18 protein-coding genes and 1 tRNA gene are annotated in these 25236 nt (G+C 67.7%); 16 read left to right on the top strand and 3 right to left on the bottom strand.

Features of this window, described 5'->3' with window-relative positions; all coding sequences use genetic code 11:
- The first annotated feature begins 2 nt into the window (after window positions 1–2).
- The 3 genes from H7U20_RS21670 (at window position 3) to H7U20_RS21660 (ending at window position 5176) form a co-directional block, all read left to right on the top strand.
- Entirely contained in the window at window positions 3–1142 is a 1140-nt protein-coding gene (locus H7U20_RS21670) for a Stealth CR1 domain-containing protein (RefSeq protein WP_199761217.1), read from the top strand.
- 391 nt (window positions 1143–1533) lie between these two features.
- Window positions 1534–2463 (top strand): histone deacetylase family protein, encoded by a 930-nt coding sequence (locus H7U20_RS21665; protein WP_199761216.1) that lies wholly within the window; start codon window positions 1534–1536, stop codon window positions 2461–2463.
- A 34-nt stretch (window positions 2464–2497) separates the two neighbouring features.
- Window positions 2498–5176: a bifunctional acetate--CoA ligase family protein/GNAT family N-acetyltransferase gene (locus H7U20_RS21660; RefSeq protein ID WP_199761215.1), complete on the top strand. Its 2679-nt coding sequence runs from the start codon at window positions 2498–2500 to the stop codon at window positions 5174–5176.
- Window positions 5177–5285: 109 nt separating this feature from the next.
- On the opposite strand, the gene H7U20_RS21655 is transcribed toward H7U20_RS21660, so the two are convergent.
- A complete protein-coding gene (locus tag H7U20_RS21655; RefSeq protein ID WP_199761214.1) occupies window positions 5286–5609 on the bottom strand; it encodes a hypothetical protein in 324 nt (107 codons plus the stop codon).
- Window positions 5610–5779: 170 nt separating this feature from the next.
- Between H7U20_RS21655 and H7U20_RS21650 the strand changes: the two genes are divergently transcribed.
- The 7 genes from H7U20_RS21650 to H7U20_RS21620 all read left to right on the top strand — a co-directional run bounded on the left by H7U20_RS21650 (window position 5780) and on the right by H7U20_RS21620 (window position 14751).
- On the top strand, window positions 5780–6385 hold the full coding sequence (locus tag H7U20_RS21650) for a TetR/AcrR family transcriptional regulator (protein ID WP_199761213.1): 606 nt from the start codon (window positions 5780–5782) through the stop codon (window positions 6383–6385).
- A gap of 108 nt (window positions 6386–6493) precedes the next feature.
- A complete protein-coding gene (locus H7U20_RS21645) occupies window positions 6494–7657 on the top strand; it encodes an iron-containing alcohol dehydrogenase (protein ID WP_199761212.1) in 1164 nt (387 codons plus the stop codon).
- Window positions 7658–7708: 51 nt separating this feature from the next.
- Entirely contained in the window at window positions 7709–8386 is a 678-nt protein-coding gene (locus H7U20_RS21640) for a type 1 glutamine amidotransferase domain-containing protein (protein ID WP_199761211.1), read from the top strand.
- Window positions 8387–8541: 155 nt separating this feature from the next.
- Window positions 8542–9234, top strand: coding sequence for a DUF4197 domain-containing protein (locus tag H7U20_RS21635; protein WP_199761210.1), 693 nt, complete (start codon window positions 8542–8544; stop codon window positions 9232–9234).
- Between the two features lie 167 nt (window positions 9235–9401).
- Window positions 9402–11273 (top strand): GGDEF domain-containing protein, encoded by a 1872-nt coding sequence (locus tag H7U20_RS21630; protein ID WP_199761209.1) that lies wholly within the window; start codon window positions 9402–9404, stop codon window positions 11271–11273.
- On the top strand, window positions 11270–12199 hold the full coding sequence (locus tag H7U20_RS21625; protein ID WP_199761208.1) for a type 2 periplasmic-binding domain-containing protein: 930 nt from the start codon (window positions 11270–11272) through the stop codon (window positions 12197–12199). The genes H7U20_RS21630 and H7U20_RS21625 overlap by 4 nt, the downstream gene beginning before the upstream one ends.
- A gap of 173 nt (window positions 12200–12372) precedes the next feature.
- Window positions 12373–14751, top strand: a complete 2379-nt coding sequence (locus H7U20_RS21620) for a putative bifunctional diguanylate cyclase/phosphodiesterase (RefSeq protein WP_233410976.1) — start codon at window positions 12373–12375, stop codon at window positions 14749–14751.
- Window positions 14752–14916: 165 nt separating this feature from the next.
- Here the strand turns inward: H7U20_RS21620 and H7U20_RS30810 are convergent, their stop codons facing one another.
- Together H7U20_RS30810 and H7U20_RS21610 are read right to left on the bottom strand one after the other, a co-directional pair.
- The gene (locus H7U20_RS30810; protein WP_199761207.1) at window positions 14917–16515 is read right to left on the bottom strand and encodes a methyl-accepting chemotaxis protein; all 1599 of its coding nucleotides are present in this window, start codon (window positions 16513–16515) and stop codon (window positions 14917–14919) included.
- A gap of 272 nt (window positions 16516–16787) precedes the next feature.
- On the bottom strand, window positions 16788–18365 hold the full coding sequence (locus tag H7U20_RS21610) for a carboxylesterase/lipase family protein (RefSeq protein ID WP_199761206.1): 1578 nt from the start codon (window positions 18363–18365) through the stop codon (window positions 16788–16790).
- Between the two features lie 250 nt (window positions 18366–18615).
- Here H7U20_RS21610 and H7U20_RS21605 point away from each other — a divergent pair, with 250 nt between their 5' ends.
- The 6 genes from H7U20_RS21605 (at window position 18616) to H7U20_RS21580 (ending at window position 25228) form a co-directional block, all read left to right on the top strand.
- On the top strand, window positions 18616–19575 hold the full coding sequence (locus tag H7U20_RS21605) for a LytTR family DNA-binding domain-containing protein (protein ID WP_199761205.1): 960 nt from the start codon (window positions 18616–18618) through the stop codon (window positions 19573–19575).
- Between the two features lie 11 nt (window positions 19576–19586).
- Window positions 19587–19662 (top strand) — tRNA-Phe (locus tag H7U20_RS21600).
- 148 nt (window positions 19663–19810) lie between these two features.
- A complete protein-coding gene (locus H7U20_RS21595) occupies window positions 19811–20263 on the top strand; it encodes a hypothetical protein (RefSeq protein WP_199761204.1) in 453 nt (150 codons plus the stop codon).
- A gap of 78 nt (window positions 20264–20341) precedes the next feature.
- A complete protein-coding gene (locus H7U20_RS21590; protein ID WP_199761203.1) occupies window positions 20342–21004 on the top strand; it encodes a hypothetical protein in 663 nt (220 codons plus the stop codon).
- Between the two features lie 204 nt (window positions 21005–21208).
- The gene (locus H7U20_RS21585) at window positions 21209–24055 is read left to right on the top strand and encodes a UvrD-helicase domain-containing protein (RefSeq protein WP_199761202.1); all 2847 of its coding nucleotides are present in this window, start codon (window positions 21209–21211) and stop codon (window positions 24053–24055) included.
- Window positions 24056–24424: 369 nt separating this feature from the next.
- Window positions 24425–25228, top strand: a complete 804-nt coding sequence (locus tag H7U20_RS21580; protein ID WP_233410975.1) for a mechanosensitive ion channel family protein — start codon at window positions 24425–24427, stop codon at window positions 25226–25228.
- The last annotated feature ends 8 nt before the right edge of the window (window positions 25229–25236 follow it).

Genomic DNA, 25236 nt, shown 5'->3' with positions numbered 1-25236 from the left:
CCATGACCAATCACCTCTTGCCCCCCGGCCGCGCCGCGCGCCCCGCCGCGCCGCCGCCGCCGACGCGCAGCGACACCGACACCGATACCGATACCGACATCGACACCGGCGCCGATGCCAGCGCCCACGCCGGCGCCATCGACATCGTCTACCTGTGGGTCGACGGCAGCGATCCGCGCTGGCAGGCCAGACGCCGCGCCGCCCTGGCGCGCGCCGACGGCAGCGCGCTGCCGGCGCGCCACGGCGACGTGCAGGGACGCTACCGCGACAACGGCGAGCTGCGCTACAACCTGCGCGCGCTGCAGCGCTTCTTCCCCGGCCACGGCCACGTCTACATCGTCACCGACGGCCAGCGCCCGGCGTGGTTGCGGCCCGGCCCCGGCCTGAGCCTGGTCGACCACCGCGCGCTGCTGCCGGCCGAGGCGCTGCCGGTGTTCGACTCCGGCCACATCGAATCGTATCTGCACCACATCCCCGGCCTGGCCGAGCGCTTCCTCTACCTGAACGACGACGTCTTCCTCGGCGCCCCCTTCGATCCGGCGCTGTGGTTCGGCGCCGCCGGCGTGGCCGTCTACAAGGAGGACGCCACCCTGCCCGACTACGCCGAACCGCAGCCGCACGAGAGCGCGCTGGTCAACGCCTCGCTGCTGTCGCGCCGCTGGCTGTTGCAACGCGACCCCGGCTACCGCCACGTCGCCCGCATCTTCGCCCACTCGCCGCGGCCGATGCTGACCAGCGCGCTGCGCCGGCTTGAGGGCGAGGCGGCGGAGTTGTTCGACCAGGTGCGCAGCACGGTGTTCCGCTCCTGGGCCTCGCCGCCGCTGCTGCCCGACCTGGTGCCGCGCTGGATGCTGCAGACCGGCCTGGCCGTGCTGCGCCAGGCCGACTCGCTGTACGTTTGCAGCGGCGACGCCGACGCCGACGCGCAGTTCGCCGCGCTGGCGGCGCGCTTCGGCCGGCTGCCCTTCTTCTGCATCAACGACACCAGCGACGACGCCGCCGCCGACGCGCCCGAGCTGCTGCGCATCGCCGCCACGCTGGCGGCCCTGCTGCCGACGCCGTCGCAATTCGAGCGTTCCACGCCGCCGCGCCGCAGCGGCCCGGCCTTGCGTTGCGACGCAACAACGGCCGCCGCCGATTAAGAGCAACTCTAAAAACCCATCGTTCAAGGGCAGCTCTAAAACCCCGTCGTTTAAGGGCAGCTCTAAAACCCCGTCGTTCCCGCGAAAGCGGGAACCCATACGCCGCATCCCGTCTAGCGCCGCATGGATTCCCGCCTGCGCGGCGCTCCGCCGATGCGGAACGACGACTTCAGCTCACTCGACGCACCTTTAACCGACCGAACCGCTAGCCTAGCGTTTGGCAAGTTCGTCGCCACAGCGGCATTTTTGATCTGGATCAACGAAATATTTGATCTATCTCACTACACTGAAGCACGATATATTGTCGTCATATTGCCTTCGTTCACCACCACGACCACGGCCGGCCCGCGCCGCGTCGGCCCGCAACGCAAGCCCACCGGCCCCGTCCACGATGCTGCCAGCCTACATTTCCCATCCGGATTGCCTGAAACACACGATGGGCGAGCAACACCCCGAATCGCCCGCGCGCATCGGCGCGATCAACGACATGTTGCTGATCAAGGGCCTGCTCGATTTCATGCAGCCCTTCGACGCCCCGCTGGCGACGGAAAGACAACTCGCCCAGGCCCATTCCAAGCTGCACCTGCACACCATCGCCGCGCTGTCGCCGGTCGACGGCTCGGTGCAGGTCGACCCGGACACCAGCATGAACCCGCACACCCACCGGGCGGCCTTGCGCGCCGCCGGCGCCGCCGTGCTGGCCACCGACCTGGTGCTGACCAAGGGCGCCGGCATCGCCTTCTGCAACGTGCGCCCGCCCGGCCACCACGCCGAGCGCGACGCCGCCGGCGGCTTCTGCTTCTTCAACAACGTCGCCGTCGGCATCCGCCACGCCCTCAATGTGCACGGCCTGGAGCGGGTCGCCCTGATCGACTTCGACGTCCACCACGGCAACGGCAGCGAGGACATCCTGCACCACGACGAGCGCGTGCTGATGTGCTCCATCTTCGAGGACAAGATCTACCCCTTCAGCGGCAACCGGCCGCGCGGCCCCAACATGCTCAACGTGGCGCTGCCGGCGCGCTCGGGCGGTGAACCGATGCGCGCCGCCGTCGGCGAACAATGGCTGCCGGCGCTGGAGCGCTTCCGGCCGCAACTGATCTTCGTCTCGGCCGGCTTCGACGGCCACCGCGACGACGACATGGGCAACCTCGGCCTGGTCGAGGCCGACTACGCCTGGCTCACCCGGCAGATCGTCGCGGTGGCGCAGCGCCACTGCCAGGGCCGCATCGTTTCCTGCCTGGAGGGCGGCTACGAGCTGTCCTCGCTGGCGCGCAGCGCCGCCGCCCACGTCAAGGTTTTGCTGGGACTGGACGACTAGTCCGCCCGGCCCACATTTTTAAAGCGATTCGACGATGGAAATCCACTACCTCAGCCCCCTGTTCTCGCCCAAGTCGATGGTGGTCTTCGCCGGCAAGGCCGACCAGCCCGACAGCCAGAGCGGCTACGGCCGCAGCATCCGCGCCCAGCTCGAACAGGGCGGCTTCGCCGGCCCGGTGACCTTCCTCGACGTCGGCATGAGCGGCACCCTGGCCGACCTGGCGCAATCGCGTGCCGACCTGGCGATCATCGCCCTGCCCAACGAGGAACTGGCCTTCGCGCTGGAGGTGGCCGGGCGCATCCAGTGCCGCGCCGCGCTGGTCATCTCGGCCGGCGTGCCGGCGGCGCTGGCCAAGGAGCTGCACGCCATCGCCCGCAAGCACGACATCCACCTGCTCGGGCCGAACTGCCTGGGCTACCAGCGGCCGCGCCTGAACATCAACGCCAGCGTCGCCGGCCACCTGGCGCAGCCGGGCAGCCTGGCGCTGATCTCGCAGTCCGGCGCGCTGACCGCCGCCATCCTCGACTGGGGCAGCAAGAACGCGGTGGGCTTTTCCACCGTCGTCTCGCTCGGCCCCAACACGGCGGTCGACCTGGCGCAGACGCTGGACTTCCTCGCCACCGATCCGGCCACCCAGTCGATCGTCATCTACATGGAGGGGCTGACCGACGCGCGCCGCTTCCTGTCGGCGCTGCGCGGCGCCGCCAACACCAAGCCGGTGGTGGTGCTCAAGGCCGGCAACGCGGCGGCCGCCTCGCTGGCGGCGCTGACCCACTCCGGCAGCATCGTCGCCAGCGACGAAGTGTTCGACGCGGCGCTGCGCCGCACCGGCGCCGTGCGGGTGAAATCCTTCGTCCAGCTGTTCTCGGCCGCCAAATGCCTGGCCTCGCGCTACCGCCCGGTCGGGCCACGGCTGGCCATCGTCACCAACGGCGGCGGCCCCGGCGTGCTGGCGGCCGACTGGATCGGCGAACTGGGGCTGCAACTGGCCCGCCTGTCCAGCGCCGGCGCGCAGGCGCTGGCGCCGCTGCTGCCGCCCCAGGCCACGCTGAGCAACCTGCTCGACCTGTCCGAGGAAGCCGGCCCGGAACACTTCTGCAGCGCCATCCAGGCCTGCGCCCGCGACGCCCAGGTCGACGGCATCCTGGTGATCTACTCGCCCAAGCTGGGCGGCGACCCGGCCGCCGTGGCCGAGGCGGTGAGCGCCCTCAACGCCGGCCTGGGCAAGCCGCTGCTGACCTGCTGGATGGGCGACGAGAAGGTCGCCGCCGCGCGCCAGATCATCAACGGCGCCGGCCTGGCCACCTTCCGCACGCCGGAGGCGGCGGTCGACGGCTTCAGCAACATCGCCTCCTTCTACCAGAACCAGCAACTGCTGCACCAGACGCCGCCGCCGCTGTCGCAACTGGCCGAGCCGGATCTGGAAGGCGCCCGCCTGCTGATCGAAAGCGTGCTGGCCGAGCGGCGCAAGGTGCTCACCGAGATGGAGTCGAAGGCGCTGCTGGCCGCCTTCCACATCCCCATCACCCAGACCATCCTGGCGCGCAGCGCCAGCGAGGCGATCCTGATCGCCAGCCAGCTGGGCTACCCGGTGGCGCTGAAGATCGACTCGCCCGACATCTCGCACAAGTCCGACGTGCAGGGCGTGGTGCTCAACGTGCTCAACGCCGCCGCCGTGCGCGACGTCTACGCCGACATGATGGTCACCGTGCGCCGGCTCGAACCGGACGCCCGCATCAACGGCGTGACGATCCAGAAGATGGCCGGCAAGCGCAACGGCCGCGAGCTGTACATCGGCGTCGTCACCGACCACCTGTTCGGCCCGGCCATCAGCTTCGGCGCCGGCGGCACCATGATAGAACTGATCAACGACCGCGCCATCGAACTGCCGCCGCTCAACCTGTTCCTGGCGCAGCGCCTGATCGGCCGGGTGCGCGCGGCCGACATGCTGGGCGAGTGGCGCGGCGCGCCGCCGGCCAAGCGGGAGGCGATCGAACACATGCTGCTGCGCGTCTCGGAGATGGTGTGCCAACTGCCGCAGCTGCGCGAGATGGACATCAACCCGCTGATCGTCGACGAACACGGCGCGCTGGTGGTCGACGCCCGCATCGTCGTCGACGCGGCGCCGCCGTCGGCGCACGGCTACGACCACCTGGCCATCCTGCCCTACCCGTCGAACTACACGCAGGACTGGCCGATGCGCGGCGGCGGCCAGTACACGCTGCGCCCGGTGCAGCCGGACGACGCCGCGATGCTGCAGGACTTCGTGCGCGGCCTGTCGGAAAAGTCGCGCTACTACCGCTTCGCCTCGTCGCTGCGCGAGCTGTCGGTGCCGATGCTGGCGCGCTACACGCTGATCGACTACGACCGCGAAATGGCGCTGGTGGCGGTGCAAACCATCCGCACGCCCGGCCCGGACGGCGACTTCGTCGAAACCGACAGCATCATCGGCGTGTCGCGCTACATCGCCAATCCGGACCGCAGCAGCTGCGAATTCTCGCTGGTGGTGGACGACCGTTTCAGCGGCCAGGGCCTGGGCACCCGGCTGATGCTGGCGATCATGGACGTGGCGCGCGACAAGGGCCTGAGCCAGATCGACGGCCTGGTGCTGGTCAAGAACAGCGGCATGCTCAAGCTGATGGCCAGCCTGGGCTTCCACATCGAGTCCTACGAGGAGGACCCGGACTTCCGCATGTGCAGCAAGGCGCTGTGACGGCGGCGCGAGCCGGCGTTTTTCCGTACGGACAGATTCGTCAAAGGCAAGCGAACAAATTCGGCAACAACCATCAGAGACGCTATAATTGTCGATGAAGAGCGCAAAACTAGCTGTCCCGGGGGACCATAGCTAGCGGCGGAACACCATCGATGCCCCGGAATTTGTGTCGTGTGAGACCTCTTCTCCTGCGCTGCACAGGGTCACCAACAAGCAAGGTATAAGGCGAGGTCTCCTCGCCTTTACTTTTTTGCGGGCCGGAGATAGACACAATCACCATGCCGGTGCTTAAAGGCACGAGCAATGCCATAGCGATTTCATTTGCAGCCTCGACGATGTCTTCGGCCGGCAGCTTATGCGCAGAGTCCAACTCCCGCACGTCATCATGACCACGATCCCTCCAGTTCGTCTTCTGCTGCTTCTTTGCCCTCATCAGATTTCCATATTCTTCGGCCTGGCGGCTGCGATCGAGCGCGACCTCGTCAGCCGGCCAACGATCTTAGCAAGGTCTAGGGGCGGACAATTTGATACTGCTTACGGTCCCGCCATCCCATTGCATCGCCGACTAGACGACTGGTCTATTTTTACTGTATGATGCGATCCATGAACACTGAACACCACGACGTCCGCCAGCACATCCTCGACACGGGCAAGTCCATCATCACCGGCAAAGGCTTTGCCGCCGTGGGCTTGAACGAGATCCTGACGACGGCCGGCGTGCCCAAGGGTTCCTTCTACCATTACTTCAAGTCGAAGGAGCTGTTCGGCGAGGCGCTGCTGGAAAACTACATGGCCGGCTATCTGGCCGAGATGGACGTGCTGCTGGGCCAGCCCGGCCTGACCGGCGCCGAGCGGCTGATGGCTTACTGGCGCAGCTGGACCGGACCGCAGGAGCAGGCTTGCAGCGATTGCCGCTGCCTGGTGGTCAAACTGAGCAGCGAAGTGGCCGACATGTCCGAAGCGATGCGCCTGGCCCTGCTGAACGGCACCAACCAGATCATCGCCAAACTCGGCGCCTGCATCGCCCAGGCGCAGGCCGACGGTTCGCTGCGCGAGGTCGGCGCGGCGCCGCAGATGGCGCTGGCGCTGTACCAGCTGTGGTTGGGCGCGGCCATGCTGACCAAGCTGCGGCGCGAGCCGAGCGCGCTGCACGGCGCCTTGCAGGCCACGCTGGCGATGCTGCATCTGCCGGCGGCCACGCCGGGCTGAATCGACGCGACACGAAAGAACAGAAGCAAAGAAGCACCGCGCCGGCCCGTCGCCGGCGCGTTTTTTTCACCCTCACGCTAGACGACCAGTCTAATTTAGGAGCGCAGCATGCAGAATTTTGAATTCCACAACCCCACCAAGATCGTTTTCGGCGCCAACACGGTGGCCAAGCTGGCCAAGCTGGTGCCGGCCGAGGCCCGCGTCCTGATCCTGTTCGGCGGCGCCAGCGCCGAGAAGACCGGCACCTTGGCCGAGGTGCGCGCCGCGCTGGGAAGCCGCGTGGTGCAGGAGTTCGGCGGCATCGAGCCGAACCCGAGCTACGAGACGCTGATGGGCGCCGTGGCCAAGGTGCGCGCCGAAAAACTCGACTTCCTGCTGGCCGTCGGCGGCGGCTCGGTCATCGACGGCACCAAGTTCGTCGCCGCCGCCGCGCTGTACGACGGCGAGCCGTGGGACATCGCCCAGAGCGGCGGCGCCAAGGTCGCCCAAGCGCTGCCGTTCGGCACCGTGCTGACCTTGCCGGCCACCGGCTCGGAGATGAACAACGGCGCCGTCGTCACCCTCAAGGCGACGCACACCAAGCTGCCCTTCCGCAGCGCCCTGCTGTTCCCCAAGTTCTCCATCCTCGACCCGAGCAAGACCTTCACGCTGCCGACCAAGCAGATCGCCAACGGCCTGGTCGACGCCTTCGTCCACACCGTCGAGCAGTACCTGACCTATCCGGTGCAGGCGCTGGCGCAGGACCGCTTCGCCGAGGGCCTGCTGCAAACCCTGATCGAAATCGCGCCGCAGGCCGTGGCCGACAGCGGCGACTACGCCACCCGCGCCAACCTGATGTGGACGGCGACCCTGGCCCTGAACGGCCTGATCGGCGCCGGCGTGCCGCAGGACTGGGCCACCCACATGATCGGCCACGAACTGACGGCGCTGTACGACATCGACCACGCCCGCACCCTGGCCATCGTGCTGCCTTCGCTGCTCAACGTACAGCGCGACACGAAGCGCGCCAAGCTGCTGCAATACGCTGAGCGGGTCTGGGGCATCGCCAAGGACAGCGGCAGCGAGGACGAACGCGTCGACGCCGCCATCGCCCGCACCCGCGACTTCTTCGAGGGCCTGGGCATCGCCACCCGCCTGTCCGGCTACGGGCTGGGCCGGGAGGCGGTCGAAGCGGTGCTGGTCCAGCTGGCCGAACACGGCATGACCAGCCTGGGCGAGCACCGCGACATCGACCTGGCGCGCAGCCGCGTCATCCTCGAAGCGGCGCTGTAAGCCGGCCGGCACACTCACACGCACACCCACACTCACAAGACAGGAAACGCTATGAACATCTTGATGGTACTGACCTCGCACGAGGAACTGGGCAACACCGGCCGGAAAACCGGCTTCTGGCTGGAGGAATTCGCCGCCCCCTACTACGCGCTGAAGGATGCCGGCGCCACGCTGACGCTGGTGTCGCCGCTGGGCGGCCAGCCGCCGCTCGATCCGAAGAGCGACGAGCCGGAATCGCAGACCGCCGCCACCGTCCGCTTCAAGGCCGACACGGCGGCCCAGGCCGCGCTGGCCGCGACCGGCAAGCTGGCCGAGGTCGCGGCCGCCGACTTCGACGCCGTGTTCTACCCGGGCGGCCACGGCCCGCTGTGGGATCTGGCCGAAGACCGCGCCTCGATCGCCCTGATCGAAGCGATGGTGGCCGCCGGCAAACCGGTCGCCGCGGTCTGCCACGCGCCCGGCGTGCTGCGCCACGTCAAGGCGGCCGACGGCTCGCCGCTGGTGCGCGGCAAGCGCGTCACCGGCTTCACCAACAGCGAGGAAGACGCCGTCGGCCTGAGCCAGGTGGTGCCCTTCCTGGTCGAAGACATGCTGAAGGAACACGGCGCCATCTACGCCAAGGGAGCGGACTGGGCCTCGTTCGTGCAGACCGACGGCGTGCTGATTACGGGGCAGAATCCGGGCTCCTCGGAAGCCGTCGCCGCCGCCTTGCTGAAGCTGCTGGCCTGAGAGAAACGCAAAGAAACGCAAAGAAACGCAAGGGCAAGGCGCGCCACGCTCCGGGCGGCGCGTTTTGCCCGGCGCCGGCCGGGCGGCGCTAGGCCGCCGCCCGCCTTCATGCTAACCTGTCGGCTTCCCGTTTCCGCCCCGACCAGGAGTGCACCATGTCCCCATTGCGCCGCGCCACCACGATGATTTTACCGCTCTGCCTGCTCGCTTCGAGCGCCTGGGCGCTGTCGCTGGCCGAGCTGTCCAACCAGGACGCCAGCGGCGGTCTGAAGGCGGCGCTGGAGAAGGGTTCGCTGGCGGCCGTCGGCAAGCTGGGCGTGGAGAACGGCTTCATGAACAACGACAAGGTCAAGATCCCCCTGCCGCGTCTGCTGGAACAGGCCCGCCCGCTGCTGCGCATGGCCGGCAAGGGCCAGCAGTTGGACGAGCTGAGCCTGGCGATGAACCGCGCCGCCGAGGCCGCCGTGCCGCTGGCCAAGCCGCTGCTGCTCGGCGCCCTCAAGTCGATGACGGTGAGCGACGCCAAGAACATCCTGATGGGCGGCGACACCTCGGTCACCGACTTCTTCCGCGAAAAAACCGGCGCCAAGCTCGGCGTGCAATTCCTGCCCATCGTCAAAAAAGTCACCGACCGCTCCAACCTCTCGGCGCAGTACAACAACGCCATGGGCCAGGCCTCCAAGCTGGGCCTGGCCGGCGGCGGCAACAACACGGTCGAGGACTACGTCACCCAGCGCGCCCTCGACGGCCTGTTCGTCATGATCGGCGAAGAGGAAAAAGCCATCCGCAAGGACCCGATCGGCAGCGGCAGCAAACTGATCGGCAAGGTGTTCGGCACGCTGAACTAACCGGCCGCCTCCACGAATTACTTTCACTCCGGCACGAGTCCTTGCGTGGGGTAAAATAGCCTGCAATTTTGGCAAATGAATTGTCAAGGTCGCCAGACACATCACGAACCAACACACAACACCCGCCCGCCCAAACCCGCAGGCGGATTCAACCGACTCCGCACACGATGATTGTTGCCGCCCGCCACATCCTGAAGCACTCCATCCGCGCCCGGCTGATCGCCATGACCGGCGCCATCGTCGTCGCCGTGGTCTGCCTGCTGACGTGCGTGATGGCACTGCTGGGCGCCAACAGCCTGCGCCAGGAATCGGACGTGCAACTGGCACAGAGCCTGCGCCAGAGCGCCGCCCTGCTGAGCAACTTCCTCGACGTGCGCGAAAGCGCGCTCGACCAGTGGGCCGTCCATCCGCTGGTCGACGCCATGTTCGGCGACCCCGAGGTGGCCGGCATCTTCGTGCCCAACCTGCACAACTTCTTCAGCAAGATCCGCGGCCAGGAGCCGTGGCTGAGCCAGGTGTTCCTGATCCAGGACCAACAGGTGATCTACAGCGACGACCAGCGCTTCGAATTCAGCCGCGACGGCAACGGCGTGGCCGCCGGGCTGGAGCTGATCGCCCGCCTGCCGGCGCGCGGCGCCAGCGTGCTCGACCTGCGCCGCCTGCGCGCCGGCCCGTCGCAGCAGGTGCTGCTGCTCAAGCGCCCGGTGCTCAAGGACGGCCGGCCGCTGCCCGGCGCCAGCGTGGTGCTGCTGCTCGACTTCGGGCAGATCCAGCAAAAGCTGTTCGGTCAGCTGCAGATCGGCCACAGCGGCTTCGTCTCGATCGCCGCCAGCGACCTGTCGGGCAGGGTGGTGCTGCCGCTCCAGCCGGGCTTCAGCAGCGCCGAGCGCAGCGACTTCTGGAAAGCCAGCGCCGCCTGGCGCAGCTGGAGCGACATCCCCGAGCGCTACGGCTCGATCGCCTTCCGCCGCCAGCACCTGGACGGCACCCCCTTCGCCATCGTCGGCGTCGCCTCGCGCGACGACATCCGCGCCTCGGTGCTGCGGCTGGTGTTGCTGGCCGGCGCGCTGGGCCTGCTGGCCCTGGTGTTCGGCATCTGCTGCGCGATCTATTTCGCCGGCCGCCTGACCGGCCCGATCCTGACGCTGACCTTGAAGGCCGAGCAACTGGCGCGCTACCACGCCGGCGAATCCGACGACGCCGCGCCGGCCGGCAAGATGCCCAAGCTGGACGGCCTCGACCGCCACGACGAACTGGGCCGCCTGGCCCACAGCTTCGCCCGCATGCAGGCGGCGATCCACGACAAGATCGCCCTGATCGAGAACCAGAACCAGCTGCTCACCACCAAGGACGCCCAGACCCAGGAGCTGAACCAGTCGCTCGAACGCAAGGTGCTCGAGCGCACCGGACAGTTGCAGCAGGCGCTGCGGGCGCAACAGGCCGTCAGCGAGCAGTTGCAGGAAAAGAACCGCGAACTCGACCGCCTGTCGATCACCGACCGCCTGACCGGCCTGTGCAACCGCCTGCGGCTGGACCAGGTGCTCGACGACGAGATCAAGCGCTACCAGCGCTGCGGCAACCCGTTCTCGCTGATGCTGCTCGACGTCGACCATTTCAAGCGCGTCAACGACACCTTCGGCCACCAGGCCGGCGACATCGTGCTGGCCGAAATGGCCGACCTGCTGGCCAAGGGCACGCGGGCGGTCGACGTGGTCGGCCGTTGGGGCGGCGAGGAGTTCCTGCTGGTGTGCCGCGACACCGAACTGGAGGGTGCCGCCCTGCTGGCCGAGAAGCTGCGCGAACAAATCGCCGGCCACGTCTTCCGCGTCGGCGGCGGCAAGACCTGCAGCTTCGGCGTGACCAGCGTGGTCGCCGACGACACGCTGGCGCAAATGATCGCCCGCGCCGACCGCGCGCTGTACCGCAGCAAGGCCGGCGGGCGCAACCGCGTCGAGCTGGAGGCCGGCCAGCGCAACGGCCAAGCCGCCGCCAGCGACCTGGCCAGCGCCGCCGACCAGAGCGGCCAGGTGCCGGCGTGAGCGCGCGCCGCCCGGCCGGCGGCGGCGCCCGGCCGGCGCCGGCGTTGCCGCCGCTGTTGCCGCTGCTGCCATTGCTGCTGCTGGCGTTGAGCGCGACGGCGCAGGCCCGCTCGCTGGCCGAGATCCGCCGCAGCGGCGAGCTGCGCGTCTGCATCGCCTCCGACCACCCCGCCTCGGCCGTGTTCGAGCCGGCCGGCTGCCGGCAGAACTGCAAGGTCAGCGGCAACGTCGCCGAGCAGACCGGCGCCTTCGCCAAGGCCATCGGCAAGCGGGTCAAGCCGAAGTTCGAACGGCTGTACTGGGACGAGCAGTTCTTCAACCAGGACGGCCGCACCGTGCGCGAGGCCAGCTACACGCCGCAGGCCCTGGCCTCGGGCAAGTGCGACCTGTACCCGGCCAACCTGGTGCAAAACGAGTGGCGCCTGAAAAAGCTCGACTTCGTCATCCTCTTCCCCAGCCGGCTGATGGCCATCGTCTCGCGCCAGAAGGCGGCGCAGATCAAGGGCGTGGCCGACCTGGCCGGCAAGCTGGCCGGCGTCAACCGCGACACGGCGGCGCTCAACTGGGTCGAGCAGCAGAACCGCGGCGCCTTCGCCGCCAACCCGGTCAAGGTCGACTACCTGCTGTCGCCGGCGCTGTTCAGCGCCGTCGACGCCGGCGCCGTCGACTTCATCCTGATCGACGCCGACATCGCCATCTGGGCCGGCGCCCACCAGCTCAAGCACGCCAGCGTGGCCTTCCCGGTCGGCCCCACCGACCTGATCGGCTGGGGCTTCCGCAAGGACGACAAGGACCTGCAAAAGGCCGCCCAGAAATTCTTCGACGACAGCCGGCGCCAGCCCGACTCGGCGCTGAACCAGATCTGGAAGCGCCACTTCGGCCGCAGCCTGACCGCCTTCATCGACCTGATGGCCGCCTTCCAGTAGGCCGCCGGCGGCGCCGGCGACGGCGAAACCACAGCCCGCCCGCCGGCGCGCTGCGCGGCGCCGCGCGGCGGTGACAGCGCCGGCGATTGCAGGTACCATCGAACTCACACCGCCCAGCCCGTCCATGCGGGCCAGGCCCGGCAATATCATTCGTACAACCATGCATTCCGCTCATGGAGGTCGATCCTGTGGCTGCGCCGAACGATATCGCGCACTGGCGGGCGCAAATCTTCGCCCGGCTGCTGCTGGCCATCCTGGTCCTGGGCCTGCTCACCGCCGTGCCCAGCGCCCTGCTGGCGGCCAGCGAGGGCATGTGGGCGATCGTCGTCAGCGATGTCGTCGCGCTGCTCTGGATCGCCACCATCTGGCGCTGGACCAGCCTGCCCTACCGCAGCCGCGTGCTCAACTTCCTGGCGGTCGCCTTCCTGATCGGCGTGGTGCTGCTGCTCAAAATCGGCCCGGTCAGCCAGATCTATTTGATGGCCATCCCGGTGCTGGCGGCGCTGCTGCTGGGCCTGCGCCCGGCGCTATGGTCGCTGGCCGCCGCCGCGCTGGCGGTGATGGTGCTCGGCTACGAGGCCAACGGCCAGTTGCACTTCGAAGGCGTGCCCGACTACGCCTTCCTCAAGTCGGCCATCGTCACCCTCAACTTCCTCTTCATCAGCGCCGTGCTGACCTTGTCCTGCGCCGTGCTGCTGCGGCACCTGGCGCGCTCGCTCGACCAGCTGGGGGCCAGCACGCTGTCGCTGGAACAGGGCCAGGAGCGGCTGCAGATCCTCAACGCCGAGCTGCGCCTGACCTCGGCCGCCGTGGCGCGCCTGAACGACATGGTGCTGATCGCCGAGGTCGACGCCGCCGCCGGGCCGGCCGGGGTGGCCGGCGCGGACCGCGCGGCCGAAGCGGCCGACGGCGGCCAGCACATCATCTTCGTCAACCAGGCCTTCGAGCGGCGCACCGGCTACCGCCGCGACGAGGTGCTGGGGCGCGGCCTGCGCCTGCTGCGCGGGCCGGACACCGAGCCGGAGACGCTGGCCCGCATCGCCGCCGCGATGGCGCGCAACGAGGCGGTGCGCGCCGAGCTGCTCAACTACACCAAGGCCGGCGAGGCCTACTGGGTCGAGACCGAGCTGGTGCCCTTCGCCGACGAGGGCGGCAACAACACCCACTGGGTCGCCGTCGAGCGCGACATCAGCGAACGCAAACGCTCCGAGGACGACATCCACCGCCTCGCCTTCTACGACGTGCTGACCGGCCTGCCCAACCGGCGCCTGCTGATGGACCGGCTCGACAAGCTGCTGGCCAGTTCGCAGCGCGGCGGCAGCATCAGCGCGGTGATGTTCATCGACCTCGACCACTTCAAGTACATCAACGACGCGCGCGGCCACGCCACCGGCGACGCCCTGCTGCGCAACGCCGCCCAGCGCCTGAGCGGCTTGATGCGCAAGGCCGACACGGTGGCGCGCATCGGCGGCGACGAGTTCGTCGTGCTGCTGGCCCACTTGGCGCAGGACGTCGCCGGCGCCAGCCACTCGGCGCTGCTGGTGGCCGAAAAGATCCGCCGCGCCATCGCCGACTGCTTCGAGATCGAAGGCCAGTCCTACCAGTCCAGCGCCAGCATCGGCGTGACCCTGCTGCCGCAGCGCGGTCAGACGGCGCAAGACCTGCTGCGCGAGGCCGACACGGCGATGTACCGCGCCAAGGCGGACGGCCGCAACGGCATCGCCTTCTTCGAAACGGCGATGCAGGCCGACGTCGAACAGCGCCTGACGATGGAGCGCGACCTGGCCGCCGCGCTGGCCGGCGGCGAGTTATGCATGCACCTGCAGCCGCAGGTCGACCGCGCCGGCGCGGTGGTCGGCGCCGAGCTGCTGATGCGCTGGCGCCGCGCCGACGGCAGCATGGTGGCGCCGGCCGTGTTCATCCCGGTGGCCGAGGAATGCGGTTTGATCCGCCCGCTCGGCCTGTGGGCGCTGCAGCAGGCCTGCGCCGCCGTGCTGCGGCTACAGGCGGCCGGCCGGCCGCTGCCGCTGTCGGTCAACGTCAGCCCCAGCCAGTTCCGCCAGGACGACTTCGTCGCGCAGGTGCGGCGCACGCTGGCCGCCAGCGGCGCGCCGGCCGCCCTGCTGATTCTGGAGGTCACCGAGGGCCTGCTGATCGACAAGCTCGACGAAACCATCGCCCGCATGCACGAACTGGCCGCCATGGGACTGCGCTTTTCCATCGACGATTTCGGCACCGGCTATTCCAGCCTGGCCTACCTGAAGAAGATGCCCTTGTACGAGCTGAAGATCGACCGCAGCTTCGTACGCGACACGCCGGACGACGCCAGCGACAAAGCCATCGTCCAGGCCATCCTGGCGATGGCGCGCCACCTCGGTCTGCGCGTGGTGGCCGAGGGCGTGGAAACGCAGGCGCAGGCCGACTTCCTGACGGCCAACGGCTGCGATTGTTTGCAGGGATATCTGTACGGCCACGCCATGCCGCTGGAGACCTTGCTGGCCAGGCTGGCGGACGGTCCGGCGCGGGCGGCGCAAGCCGCCTGCGCCGGTTAGCGCCGCCAAGCGGCGACGCGAGGCGCGCCGGGCACTTCGCCGCCGACACGGCGGCCCCGCCCGCTGCGGTCCGCCGCTTGGCGGCAGCTTAGCAGCCGCTCGTTGGCCGCTCGTTGGTTGCTCATTGGACGCTCACTGACCGCTCACTGACAGCTCACTGACAGCTCACTGGCCGAGCAGCACCGGCTGGCCGGCGCCACGCAAGCGGGCCGGCGCGGCAGGCCGCGTCGCCGCCATGTTCAGCCGGAAGGTGCTGACCACCTGGGCCAGGATACCGGCCTGGTCCTGCAGCGAGGCGGCGGCGGCGGCCGCCTCCTCGACCAGCGCGGCGTTCTGCTGGGTGACGGTGTCCATTTGCGTCACCGCCTGGTTGATCTGCTCGATGCCCGAGGTCTGCTCCTGGCTGGCCATGCTGATCTCGCCGATCACCTCGCTCACCCGGCGCACGCTGGCGACCACCTCGTCCATCGTCGCGCCGGCCTGGTTGACCAGCTTGCTGCCGGCGTCGACCTGCTCGACCGAATCGCTGATCAGGGTCTTGATCTCCTTGGCCGCCGCCGCCGAACGCTGCGCCAGGTTGCGCACCTCGGAGGCGACGACGGCGAAACCCCTGCCCTGCTCGCCGGCGCGGGCCGCCTCGACCGCCGCGTTCAACGCCAGGATATTCGTCTGGAAGGCGATGCCGTCGATGACGCCGATGATGTCGACGATCTTCTTGGCCGAGGCGTCGATCGAGCCCATCGTGTCGATCACCTGGGTCACCACGGCGCCGCCGCGCAGCGCCACGTCCGAGGCCGACACCGCCAGCTGGCTGGCCTGGCGCGCGTTGGCGGCGTTCTGCTTGACGGTGCTGGTCAGCTCCTCCATCGACGAGGCGGTCTCCTCCAGCGAACTGGCCTGCTGCTCGGTGCGCGAGGACAGGTCGAGGTTGCCGCTGGCGATCTGGCCGGAGGCGGTGGCGATGGTGTCGGTGCCGCTGCGCACCTGGCCGACGATCAACACCAGGCTGTCGGTCATGCGCTTCAGGGCGCGCAACAACTGGGCCGTCTCGTCGCCGCCCCGGGCGTCGATGTGACAGGTCAGGTCGCCGCCGGCCACCGCCTCGGCGATGCCGACCGCCACCATGATCGCGCCGACGATGCGCTTGACCAGCAGCAGTCCCATGGCCGCCACGGCGGCGATGATCGCCAGCGCGATGCCGCTCGACAGCAGCTTGGCGCGGGCCAGCGTCGCCTCGGCGTCCTTGGCGCCCTGGGTGCCGAGGTCGGCGTTGAGCTGACGGTGGGCGTCCATGGTGTCGCGCAGCTTGGCCAGCACCGCCTGCTGCGACAACAACAGGTCGCGCGCCTCGTCGCCCTTGCCCTCGCCGGACAGCGCCAGCACCTTGCCGCGCAGGACGTCGTATTCCTCAAGCGCCTTGCGGTCGGCCGCCAGGGCGGCCTTGTCGCCGTCGCCGGCCAGGTTCTCCTTCTCGTACTTGTTGAAGGCCGCGATGGTCTTGGCGTGGGCCTCGCCCATCGCCTTGCTCATCTCGGCCTTCTTGGCCGGATCGCTCAGCGCCATGTATTGCCACACCTGGGTGCGCAGCTGGGCCACGGCGACGAAGGCCTCGTCCAGCGTCAACAGGCTCGGCACGGTGTTGATGTTGGCGAAATTGGCGCCGTTGTACACCACGTTCATCTGGTACATGCCCAGGCCGGCCATGGCGGCCAGGCCGATCACCACGGTGATGATCAGGATGTATAAGCGTTTGGCGATAGTCATCTCAATTCCCATCTAGTCGGATTGGCGTTCACCGAGCGACCGGACGAGTCCGGCGCTCTCAAGGAAGACACTGCGTCCAAGGCCAACGGGGATGGGGGTGAGAATTGGTGAATATCTTGAAAATTGAGATTACACCTGGGCAAGCGCGGGCATCAAGACATTTCGTTGCCGCCCCGGCGCGCCACGGGCGGCGCCGAATCGTCCCGGGGCGCGCCATGTTGCAACGCATCCACAGCGGCGCGGGCGCCGCCGGCGGCGGGCGCCCAAGTCCGCTAGCGCATGCCGAAGGGTCGGCCGCGCACGCCGTCGTAGACCGCGTCGAACACGCGCAGGCGCTCCAGATGCGCGACGCCGCCGGCACCTATAAACGCGCCCAGATGCAGCACCTGGTCGGCCGCGTCGGCGCCGCCGAAGGCCGGCCAGCGCGGCAGGCCGGCGCCGTTCGGATTGCCGCTGCGGGCGAAGTTCACCCAGTACCGCGCCATGCTGTCGGCCAGCGCGCGGTCGCCGTCATGCCAAGACCACGGCGCCTGTGGCAGATGGTCGAACATGTACCACAGCTCGGCGAAGTGGCTGGCGCCCCAGCCGGCGTAAGGCGACGCGGGCGGGAACGGCGGCCGCTGCGAGAAGGCGTAGTAGTACGCCGGCCGGCCGCCGGCCGCCGCCTGCAGCCTGGCCCAGGCCCACATGTCCCAGCCGAAGCGCAGGTCTCGCTCCAGGCCCAGGCGCGCCTCGCGCGCCTGGGCGTCGTCGGCCGCCGGGTAGGCCGCCAGCAGCGCCGGTGGCAAGCGGCCAACGCTGCGCTCGACACCGGCGGCAAAGTCGGCGGCCGTCACAGCGGCCACGTCGACCAGGGAGCGCGCCTCCTCGGCGTTGGAGCCGAGCAGCAGCGGCACGTCGTGCTGGCGGCCTTGAACGTAGGCCTCGTAGGGCGTCAGTGGCAGCACATGGGCGTCGACCACCGGGTGGGCCAGCGCTTCGGCGTCGCCGCCCAGCAGCCGTGTCGCAGGCAGCGCGCGCAGCTGCGCCAGCGTAGCCGCGCCGCGCGTCTCGGCGAAGGCGGCGCCGGCGCGCTCGGCGTTGGCCTGCTGGTAGCCCGGCGCCAGTTGCAGCGGCTCGAAGATGCCGCCGCTCTGCGCGATGGCGCCGTGGAACAGGCCGCGCGCCGACGGCGCCGCCAGCAGCGCGCTGACCGACATCGCGCCGGCCGACTGCCCGGCGATGGTGACCCGGCGCGGATCGCCGCCGAAGGCCGCGATATTTCCTTGTATCCAGCGCAGCGCGGCGATCTGGTCGAGCAGGCCGTAGTTACCCGAGGTTTGATGGGGCGATTCCAGAGTCAGCGCCGGATGGGCGAGAAAGCCCAACGCGCCGAGCCGGTAGGCCAGCGTCACCACCACCACACCCCGGCGCGCCAACGCGTCGCCATGGTAAAGCGCCATGCTGGCCGAGCCATTGTTGTAGCCGCCGCCGTGGATCCAGACAATCACCGGCAGCGGCCCGCGCGCCCGTTTGGCCGGCGTCCAGATGTTCAGGTAGAGACAATCCTCGCTGACCTCGGGCGGCGTCTCGCCCGGCATCGACACGCCCTGCTGCATGCAGGCCGGCGCGAAGGAGGTGGCCGGACGCACGTCCGGCCAGGGCGGCACCGGGGCCGGTTCGCGCCAGCGCAACTCGCCCAGCGGCGCGGCGGCGAAGGGTAGGCCGCGATACACGTCCAGACCGGCGGCACGCTCGCCGCGCACGGCGCCGGCGTCGGTGCGCACGACGGCGCCAGGCGCCGCGCCGACGATGTGAAAGGGGGCCAGCAGCACGGCCAGCATGGCCAGGGCGCGACGGAACTTGAACATGACGTCTCCTCACGTTGAACAGGCGGCCAGTGTCGCGCCACGGCCCGCGCCGGGCCAGACCGATTCGTCCCAAGCTTGCCTCGGCTCGTCACAAAAGCCCGTACTTGGGGCACTGCCGGGCGTTCCGAGGGAATTTCCGGCACCGTTGCGAAACCTTTGGAACGCCTTTACGCGGCCTTTGCGGCGCCTTTGCGAGGCCTCTGCGGGAGCGTTTCTGGACGGCCGGCCGCGCCCTGCTAGAATCATCGGCATGCTGACCCTGCCCATTTTTCAGTCTCAAGCCACGCCGCGCCGAGGCCCGCCGTGGCTGCGCCGGCAGGCCTACGCCTATGCGTATTGGTTGGCCTTCCTGCTGGTACTCGAACCGGGCAACGTGCTGCGCGCCCATCAGGCGGGGCACGCGCTGGGCTGGGCCGACGAGGTGCTGCGCATCGCCGTGGCCGCCCTGCTGGGCAGCGCGGCGACGCCGCTGCTGTTGGTGGTGTCGCGCCGTTTTCCGCTGTCCGGGCCGGGACGTTGGCGCCATCTGTTGGCGCAGGGTGCCGCCGCCGCCGCGCTGGCCTTCGCGCTGATCGCCGTCGCCGGCCTGCTGGCGGCTTGGTTCTACCAGGGCCGCTGGCTGCCGACGCCGGCCCAACTGGTCGACCAGCTGGTGGCCGACTTCTCCTTGCTCCTGTGCGTGCTGGCGGCTTATCTGGCTTTCGCCCACGCGGCGCAGTTGTTCCGCCGGCACGGTGCGGCGGTTGCTATGGCGGCCACCACTACGGCACCGGGGATGGCGGCGACTGCGGCAAAGGTCACGGCGACTGCGGTGACGGCCACGCCAACGCCGGCGACAGCTGGGTTGTCACCTCCCGCTTCGCCCCATTTGACGCGGGTTGAGATCAAGGCACTCGGACGCATCAGCCATCTCGACCTGGCGACAGTCGACTGGATCGAAACCCAGGGCAACTATGTGGCGCTGCACGTGGGTACGCAACAGCATCTGGTGCGCGACACGCTACTCAATTTGGAGGCGCGGCTCGATCCGCGCCGCTTCGTCCGCATCCACCGACGCATGCTGGTCGCGCTCGACCGCATCGAGCAGATCGAGACGGCGGCCAACGGCGACGCCGTCCTGCATCTGGCGCAAGGGACCGCGCTGCGCGTCAGCCGCAACCACCGCGCCGCCCTGCGCACGCGCTGGCAGCAGCCTGATGTTCTGCTATAATTGCGCGCCTTGGCCTGGTAGCTCAGTTGGTAGAGCAGAGGATTGAAAATCCTTGTGTCGGTGGTTCGATTCCGCCCCGGGCCACCAAGAACATGTTTCACGCAACGCCCACTCATGCCAGTGGGCTTTTTTCCGTATGCAATACCAAGTCCTCCACCCCGGTAAATTTCTGACAGGATAGCGGCGGATGAAGCGGCGTGTGCGCATTTCTCCAACGCGGCGGCAGCAACCACTCATGCGTGACATTCTTACCTTTTCAATCGCCTGCGTCAGGGGTCGATATCTTTCGCAAGCGTATCGCTTCGTACTTGAGCTGCCGGCCGATGGCACACTGGGCGATCTGGCCTCATTCATCATTGGCACGGTCAATTTCGATGGCGATCACCTGTCATATTTTTACCTGGCGAATGGACCTCGCGGCAGAAAGACTTGGTTCACCGCCGATGGCGAATGGGCCGGGGGCGACAACGACATATGGCGTATCCATCTTGGCGACATCTTCCCTCTTGGGCGAAGCAAGAAGCTGTACTACGACTACGATGTCCGCTCGCCATGGTGTTTTGAAATTCGCAAGAAGGGCAAGGCAACAAAAAGTCTGCTCGGGCGGGAATACCCCCACCTTGTTTTGCAAGAAGGCGTGAAGCCCTTGGAATACGGCCCTGACGGGGACGCCGCCGACGCTGGCTAGGCGCACAGCGGCAGTGTGCGGCGGCGGCGGCCACGCCTTGCTTGTTTGACCGCCCATAACTCTTCCAGATCCGCCACGATGGCAGCCCGCCTGGTCTGCGTCGTGGCATTGACGACGGGCAGGCAAGGCGACAGCGCTGGCGGCGTCAGCCCCGGCTCAGCACCGCTATCTTTTACAACCTTGATCCGGATCGTATTGAGTATGAATTTTTCCGATGTATTGACCGTTTTGAACGAGGCCTCGGCATTCGAATTATTTCGCTTGCGCGCCGCCATCAGCGTGGCCCTTGACGAACCGGCTCGCGTGCGGGCGATACAAGCGCGCCTGACGCTGGGACAGTCGATCGAGTATTTCGATGCCAGGGCCAACACCCTGCGATGCGGAACAATTCGCGAGTTGCGCCGCAAGACCGTGTTGATCATCGATCGCGACGACGGCAAGCGCTGGCTGATTGATTACCCATCGATCAATCTGAACGGCGCGGATGTGCAAATCCGCCAACCGGCGCCACGCGGTTTGAACCGCCACGAGATCGCTGTCGGCGACGTCGTCGGCTACCTCGATCGCAATGGGCTAGAGCGCAGCGGCAGGGTTACCCGCCGCAACGATAAGACTGTCAGCATGGTCGTCGGCGACCAGCAATGGCGGGTCGACTACAGCCTTTTGCATCGCGTCATGGAGGCCGACATCGTCGAAGTGGGCGGCATGGCTGAAATAGAATGCATGGCCGCCGTGAACTAAGCGTTCAGGCGGATTGGCTCGCCAGCTTTCCACGACAGTTGCCGCCCGGCGGCCCCAATGGCTTGCCGCTGCCGACGGCGGGCGCACTCCGTCAAACACCGGTCGCGCCGCCCATGCCACACTGGGCAACGGCCGCACTGGCCAGCAGTTAGAATACCGGGCGGCACATTTCTGAACAACAACTCGGCTCGGCGCCACCATCCCATGAAAATCCTCGAGTATGCTGAATTCACCGCACCCAGCAATAGGGCGCGATACGACAAGGTTCGACAAGCCATCGAGCGCGACGACTTCCGCTCGGCCGATGTCAAGAAGCTGTCGAATCTAACGCACGGCAAGTTCTTTCGCGCCAAGCTCGACTATGCCGACCGCCTGCTGTTCACCACCATACGCTTCAATGGCGAGGTGTACGCGCTGATGCTGGAGGTGATCGAGCAACATGCCTATGACAAATCCCGCTTCCTGCGGGGCGCCAGCGTCGACGACGACAAGATTCCGGCGGCCGAGCTGGCCGAAGCGATCGCCGCCGCCGAAACGCTGCGCTACCTCCATCCGGAACGCAGGCAGGTCAACTGGCTCGACAAAGTCATTTCCTTCGACGACGCGCAACACAGCATCTACCATAAAGCGGCGCCGCTCATCATCGTCGGCAGCGCGGGCAGCGGCAAGACCGCGCTCACGCTCGAAAAGATGAAACATGCGCAGGGCGAGGTCCTGTATGTCACCCATTCGGCCTATCTGGCCCAGTCGGCCCGCGACCTGTACTATGCCCAGGGATACGAACGGGAGGGACAGGAAGCGAACTTCCTTTCTTACCGCGAATACGTCGAATCGATACGCATTCCCGCCGGCCGCGAGGCCGGCTGGCGCGAATTCTCCGCGTGGTTCGCGCGCATGCGCCAGCAATTCAAGGGCATCGACGCGCACCAGGCATTCGAGGAGGTGCGCGGCGTGCTCACCGCCGACGCCACCGGCGTCCTGAGCGGCGCGCAATATGCCGCGCTGGGCACGCGGCAATCGATCTTCGCGTCGGCCGAGCGTCCCGCGCTATACGATCTGTTCGAAAAATACAGGGCCTGGCTGCACGAGGCCGAACTATTCGATCTGAACCTGGTATCGCACGAACGGCTGCGCCAGGTCCAGCCGCGCTACGACTTCATCGTGGTTGACGAAGTGCAGGATCTCACCCCGATCCAACTGGCACTGGTACTCCAATCGTTGAAGAAGCCGGGCCAGTTCTTGCTGTGCGGTGATTCGAACCAGATCGTGCACCCGAATTTTTTCTCTTGGAGCAAAATCAAGTCCTTGTTCTGGCGCGACCCAGACTTGGCGGAGCGGCAACAGTTGCAAGTGTTGCGCGCCAATTTCAGGAACGGCAGGCAGGTCACGCGCATCGCCAACACGCTGCTGAAAATCAAACACCGGCGTTTCGGTTCGATTGACCGCGAGAGCAATTTCCTGGTCGATGCCGTCAATCAGGAAGCCGGCATCGTCAACCTGTTGGCCGACAGCGACAACGCGCGGCGCGACCTGAACGCGCAAACCCGCCGTTCGACCCGCTTTGCGGTGCTGGTGCTGCGCGACGAAGACAAGGCCGAAGCGCGCAAGCACTTCGACACGCCCTTGATCTTTTCGGTGCACGAAGCCAAGGGACTCGAATACGACAGCATCGTGCTGTACCGCTTCGTTTCCGACAACCGCGCCCAGTTCAACGAGATCGCCGACGGCGTCAGCGCAGCCGACCTCGTTGGCGACGATCTGACGTACAGCCGGGCCAAGGACAAAAACGACAAGTCGCTCGAAATCTACAAGTTCTACGTCAACGCCTTGTATGTGGCCCTGACCAGGGCGATCCGCAACGTCTACCTGATCGAGTCCGATAGCGCGCACCCTCTGCTAGGTTTGCTCGCCATCGGGCAGGCGCGGACGGACGAAAAAATCGCGGCGCAGGCATCGAGCCTCGAAGACTGGCAAAAGGAAGCGCGCAAGCTTGCCTTGCAAGGCAAGCAGGAACAGGCCGAGGCGATCGAGCGCATGATTCTGCAGACCACCCCCGTGCCATGGCCGGTATTCGACGAGGCCAGGCTGCGCGAGACGCTGGCGAAGGTTTTCGGCGAACAGGCGCCGGGCAGCAAGCACAGGAACCAGCTATACGAATACGCCAGTTGTTTCGACGAACCGGTGCTGGCCGATTGCCTGGTGCACGCCGCCGGCGTCGAGCAGGCGCGCAATTTTCGCCAGCTCGGCGTAACGCTTGGCCGGCGCCCCTACCTGGCGTATTTTGCGCGCAATATCAAAGACATTCTCCGCTTGTGTGACAAGCATGGCGTCGAACATCGCACGTCGATGAATCAAACGCCGTTGATGGCGGCGGCGGCGGCCGGCAACATCGCGCTGATCGAGGCTTTACTCGACCGCGGAGCCGACACCGGCGCGGTCGACCATATTGGCCGCAACGCCCTCCACTGGGCAATGGCGACGGCGTTCCGCGATGGCGCCTATGCCAAGGCATCGTTCGGCGCCGTCTACCGGTTGGTGGCGCCGGCCTGCATCGACGTGATGGCGGGCGAGCGCCTGATACGCATCGACGCGCATCAGTCCGAATATCTGCTGATGCAAACCATGTGGGCCTTGTTCAAGTCCTGTTTCGGCAATGCCGACGCCAGCGACCGCGGCAGCTTCGACGCCGCCATGGTGCTGAGGGCTTACGCAACGCTGCCGGCCGGCCTGCTGCCACCGGAACGTCGCAAGCGCGCCTTCATTTCCAGTGTATTGGCACGCAACGAGATCGATCGCGACTACGCATACAACCGCCGCCTGTTCAAACGCCTGGCGACGGGGTGCTACCAATTCAACCCTGATCTGGCGATACGCCGGCGCGGCGCCCAGGGCGACGAGTGGGTGCCGGTGTTTTCGGCCCTCAACCTGCCCTTGATTAAGGAGTTGGCGGCCCCAGGCTACGACCGGCATATCGATGCCTTGCTCATGTTCGCCAAGCTGCCCGCCCCAGCCGAAGCGATTATTCGGCACCAGGCGGACCGGCGGACCTGACACCCGGCTTGAAAACTGCCGTGCCGGTGGCGCGATTGCGCCACCGGCCACCCGGAACATCGGTGGCGCGACGCCCACTCCCGCCAGTGGGCGTTGTCGTTTCGGCGATGCGCCGTGCCGGCGGCCTGGCCGAAGGTCCCACCACATGGGTGGCCGTTGCCAAGCGCTGGCTTCGCCCGCCATCGCAGCCCGCCACGCCGTGGACGCCGGCGGGCACCCGGGCGCGCGGCAAAAACAAACGCCCGCGGCGGGGAACTCAAGCGCCGCGCGCCGGTCGAACCTTGATCGCACCGCCACCGTCCGACACCGCTCGGCCGGCGGCCCGCCACCACGTCGCGCTCAACCCAAGGGGCTTCCATGCAAGCACAATTGACCAACTGGAGCGATGCCATCCTGGCTTCGCTAGCCACCGCATCCGCCTTGCTCTTTTCGTCCATTCCCCGGATCATGGGATTCGCCGTCATCCTGATCGTCGGCTGGATCATCGCCGCCGTCGTCGCCAGGGCGCTGGCAGCGCTGCTGCGGACGGCCCACTTCGACGGTTTTTCCGAGCGCGCCGGCCTGTCCGGCCTGCTGCAACGCGGCGGCGGCAAGCAAAGCGCCTCGGCGATCGTGGCGGGCATCGCCAAATGGTTTATCCGCCTGATTACCCTCATGGTGGCCTTCGATGCGCTTGGCTTGCCCGCCGTATCCGATGTGCTGCGCCAACTGCTGATGTGGCTGCCCAATTTGGTCGTCGCGCTGGTCGCCTTGATCATCGGCGGCATCGCGGCCAATGCCCTCAGCGAGGTGGTGCTGAACGCCGCCGTCAAAGGAGAACTGGAGAATCCGCCGCTGCTCGCGGCGGTGGCGCGCAATGCCGTGTGGGCGTTTGCGATTGTCGTCGCCATCAACCAGATCGGCGTCGCCGCGACACTGGTGAACATCTTCTTCATCGGCGTGGTCGGCACGTTTGCGCTGGCCTTGGGCTTGTCATTCGGTCTCGGCGGGCGTGACGTGGCCGGCGCCCTCCTGCGCCGTTGGCAAGCGCGCCAGCAAGGGCAAGCCGGCCACCTGCTGCAAGGCGCCGGCGAGGCCGCCAATCAAGACCAGTCCTACCCAAGCGAGTTCACCGGCAACGAGCGGCGCCGCTCGCTGGGCGACCGCCGCAGCGAGTACGCCGGACGGGCCTGAAGCCGCCG

Origin of the sequence: Rugamonas violacea (assembly GCF_016461825.1) — a bacterium.
GTDB lineage: Bacteria > Pseudomonadota > Gammaproteobacteria > Burkholderiales > Burkholderiaceae_D > Rugamonas.
Note: the sequence above shows the minus strand (reverse complement) of the source record. Positions and strands in the feature narration are given on the sequence as shown.